Annotated in this window: 4 protein-coding genes, 1 tRNA gene and 1 pseudogene; 2 read left to right on the top strand and 4 right to left on the bottom strand. The window is 66.2% G+C overall.

Annotated features, from left to right (window positions below):
* Window positions 1-798, bottom strand: a pseudogene (locus BN903_RS14005) (cytochrome B); the annotation flags it as partial.
* A gap of 242 nt (window positions 799-1,040) precedes the next feature.
* On the opposite strand from BN903_RS14005, the gene BN903_RS14000 reads away from it, so the two are divergent.
* Entirely contained in the window at window positions 1,041-1,487 is a 447-nt protein-coding gene (locus BN903_RS14000; RefSeq protein WP_048078317.1) for a MoaD/ThiS family protein, read from the top strand.
* A gap of 227 nt (window positions 1,488-1,714) precedes the next feature.
* Here BN903_RS14000 and BN903_RS17670 read toward each other — a convergent pair whose 3' ends face one another.
* Window positions 1,715-1,876 (bottom strand): hypothetical protein, encoded by a 162-nt coding sequence (locus tag BN903_RS17670; protein WP_228841113.1) that lies wholly within the window; start codon window positions 1,874-1,876, stop codon window positions 1,715-1,717.
* Window positions 1,877-2,034: 158 nt separating this feature from the next.
* Here BN903_RS17670 and BN903_RS13995 point away from each other — a divergent pair, with 158 nt between their 5' ends.
* On the top strand, window positions 2,035-2,442 hold the full coding sequence (locus BN903_RS13995) for a hypothetical protein (RefSeq protein ID WP_048078316.1): 408 nt from the start codon (window positions 2,035-2,037) through the stop codon (window positions 2,440-2,442).
* A 134-nt stretch (window positions 2,443-2,576) separates the two neighbouring features.
* Here the strand turns inward: BN903_RS13995 and BN903_RS13990 are convergent.
* Together BN903_RS13990 and BN903_RS13985 are read right to left on the bottom strand one after the other, a co-directional pair.
* Window positions 2,577-2,661, bottom strand: a tRNA-Leu gene (locus BN903_RS13990).
* A gap of 58 nt (window positions 2,662-2,719) precedes the next feature.
* A complete protein-coding gene (locus BN903_RS13985; protein ID WP_048078315.1) occupies window positions 2,720-3,097 on the bottom strand; it encodes a ferredoxin in 378 nt (125 codons plus the stop codon).
* Window positions 3,098-3,282: the final 185 nt, after the last annotated feature.

Genomic DNA, 3,282 nt, shown 5'->3' with positions numbered 1-3,282 from the left:
GCTCACGTCGCCCGGTTTCGGAACCGAGATCCCCTCCGCGGACGGCTCGGGGAGCTTCACCGACTTGTACAGCAGGATCGCCGCGCCGGCGGCACCGACGAGCAGCACCATCGCGATCACGCTCCAGATCATCGCGGAGCCGGTCGCGTCGTTGCCGGCCCCCGGCTGGTAGGGCCACTCGTTGGTGTACGAGTGGTCGGCGTTCGGCCGGTCGGTGTGCGAGAACCACGCCGTCCACAGCGCGAAGTCGGCGAACGACTCGGCCTCCTCGGTCGAGTCGATCATCCCGACCGGGACGCCGCGGTCGTGGTCGCCCTCGTGGTAGCGCTCGACGTACGTCTCGCGCACCTGCTCGTGGGCGTACGCCTCCGCGGCGGAGTACTCGACGACGCCGCTCCCGTCGTGAGCGGTGTCGAGTTCGTCGCGCACCAGCGCGTCGATCCGCGACTGCTCGCCGGAGTCGAGCGCGTCGTACGCCGCGCCGTACTCGGCGTCGGCGTAGTACTCGCGCATGTGTTGGGTCTTCAGCTCCAGCGTCTCGGCGGTGTGGTCCTCGCCGTAGTACGCCCCGTTGCCGAGGATCGACCCGTGGTTCATCAGCCCGTACTGCTGGAACGCCTCCTTCCCGTCTTGGACGTCGGCCCCCGTCACGATCGTCTCGCCGTCGGGACCGACGACCTCGTCCGGGATCGGCGGAGCCTCCTGATACGCGAACCACGCCCCGGCTCCCATCACGACCAGATTCAACAGGAACGCCGCGACGATGACCTTCCCGATCGTCTTGCGAGTGAGCCTCATCGGGCGAGTGTACCGCCGAGACGCCCTATGCGTTTAGCGGCAACATGTTCGGTCGGATTCCCGACGCTCGAACACGCCGCAGTCCGGCGGTTTCGGTTGCTCTCGACCGCGCCCCGTCGAGTCCCCGAACGAGATCCGCACGCTCGCCGGCGGGAGCCGACCGGTCCCGCTCCGCGTCGCTCCGGACCGCCGCGAACATGTTCGCAGACCGGCTTACCCGGACCGAGAGCGTACGCGTATGTATGGCTCAGACCAGCGAGATGGCCGAGCAGACGGCCGAAACGGAGTCCGTCTCGGGAGAGGCGGGGGCGACCGCGACCGAGGCGGAGACGACCGTCTCGGTCCGGTGTACCGGCCACGTGCGCACGGAACTCGGGGAGTACGAGTTCGAGTACACCTTCGAGGGCGACACGCTCCGCGCGTTCCTCGACGAGCTGTTCGAGGACTACCCCGAACTTCAGGACATGCTGATCGCGGAGTCCGAGTCCGACGCCACCCACAGCGGGTGGGCCCCGACGCCGGAGGAGTTGCCCGGCACGTGGTCGAAGAACCCGGTCGGCGAACAGACCATCGCGTACGCCCGGATCCTCGTGAACGGCCACTTCAACGAGAACGAGAACGGCTTCGACACGGAACTGGAAGAGGGCGATCGGGTCGCGCTGGTCTACCCGTTCATGTTCTGCTGTTGAGCCGAGCGTCGTCGGCGACCGCGCGCTCTTGGCCGCGTAGCTGCCGGAGACCTTGCCGGAGTACGTCGCTGCGGACGATCTAGTGTAGTGTTCTCCGGGAATCGGTTAGTACAGACGACCTACCCATCGTTCCGTGTAGTAGCTGTACTTCTTCTCGAACTACATAGTGATAGTCGCGCCTGTACTATCTGTGGCCTCGATCACCGACGGTCCGAAACGGCCGGCGCTCAGGAGGCTAGGAAGGCCATCGCGACGAGCAGGATGACGAAGACCAGGATCGGAAGGAGGAACCAGACCACGTCCCACCAGCTTGACCCAGTCGAGTCGTCGCCCGAGGGTTGTAGGGAACCTGGAGGGGAATCGCCCATAGCGCCACCGGGGTCATACATATATAACGCGTTCGAGTACCTCGTATAAATACTTCCTGTGGTCACTATTCGGAACGATGTCGGTCAGCTCCACGTCTCTCGTCTGGGAGTGTAGCAGTCACTCTCCGAACCGCTCAGTACGGGTAACGTATTTACAGGCGCTACGCGTGGCTTGAGCCGTGCGACGCCGACAAGCCCTCCTCGGTACGACCGCCGTACTGTCGGGTCTCGCCGGCTGTGCGGGTCCGTTCGCGTCCGACGGATCGCTCGGAAAAGTGACCGTCGAGCTCACGAACACGGGCGATCAGGCACGGACCTTCCACCTCGCGCTCGAAACTGAATCCGGGATGCTGGACTGGCAGTCACACCGCACCAATGCGGGCGTCAACGAGCGAGTGACGATCACGCCGGACGAAGACGTGTCTCCGGTCGCGTTACACGGAGCGGTCGAGAACTTCGCGGAGAGCGCCGACATCCTCGGCGTCGGCGACCTCGACGAGGACTACTGTCTCCGGTTCAAATTCTGGTATGAGCATCCCACCGACGAGCGCCCGCAGCTGGCTCAGGTCGCGGACACCGAGTGCTGACCGGAACGGCGGTCCGGGCGTGCGGGGGAAGGGATTCGAACCTCAGTCACTCCGCTCGCTGCGCTCGCTCCGTTCCCTGCTTCGAATCCCTTCTCGTCCGAACGCTGTCGCTCGCGATGTGCTCGCGACAGCGATGCGGGGGAAGGGATTCGAACCCTCGAACCTCTACAGGAGCGGATCTTAAGTCCGCCGCTTTTGGCCAGGCTCAGCCACCCCCGCGCGGATATCGCTTCCGGCGGCGGAGTCAAACCCCTTTCGGAAGGCCGGCCCGGACGCCCTACCAGTCGACCGAGAGCGTCCCGTCGCCGTGCGGATCCGGCGCGATCTCCTCGTCAGTCCGGCGGTCGACGACGTGGATCACGCCCGCCTCCTTCTTCGCGGGACACGCCTCGGCCGCCCGAACGTTCTCGTCTAAGTCTTCCTCGCCGATGTAGTACGTCTCCGGCTTCGCCATCCCGCTCACCACGTCCATCACCCAGTTGTCAGCGACCTCGGCGCACTTCCCCGCCCCGAAGCACTTGTTCGCCTCGAAGACGATCTTGTAGGGCTTCTCGTCGATCGGCGGCCCCTCGCCGCCGAGGTCGCTCGCGCGAAGCACCTCGTCGCCGCCGTCGGTCGCGGCCTCCTCGCCGTCGGTCTCCGCCTCGTCGCTCATGTCGCTCCCTCGGCGGCCGCGGGACTTTCGTCTGTCGGTCGTTCCCGCGCGCTCGAACGGAGAGAATCGGTCACGGCCGCGCGGTCCGCGGGCTACTCCTCGACGTGGTCCGCGAGCAGCCGCTCGGCGTGGTCGGCCGACTCCGCGAGCTCCCAGCGGACTTTCGCGGCGTCGCCGTACGCGAG

The sequence above is a fragment of the Halorubrum sp. AJ67 genome (assembly GCF_000513435.1).
Note: the sequence above shows the minus strand (reverse complement) of the source record. Positions and strands in the feature narration are given on the sequence as shown.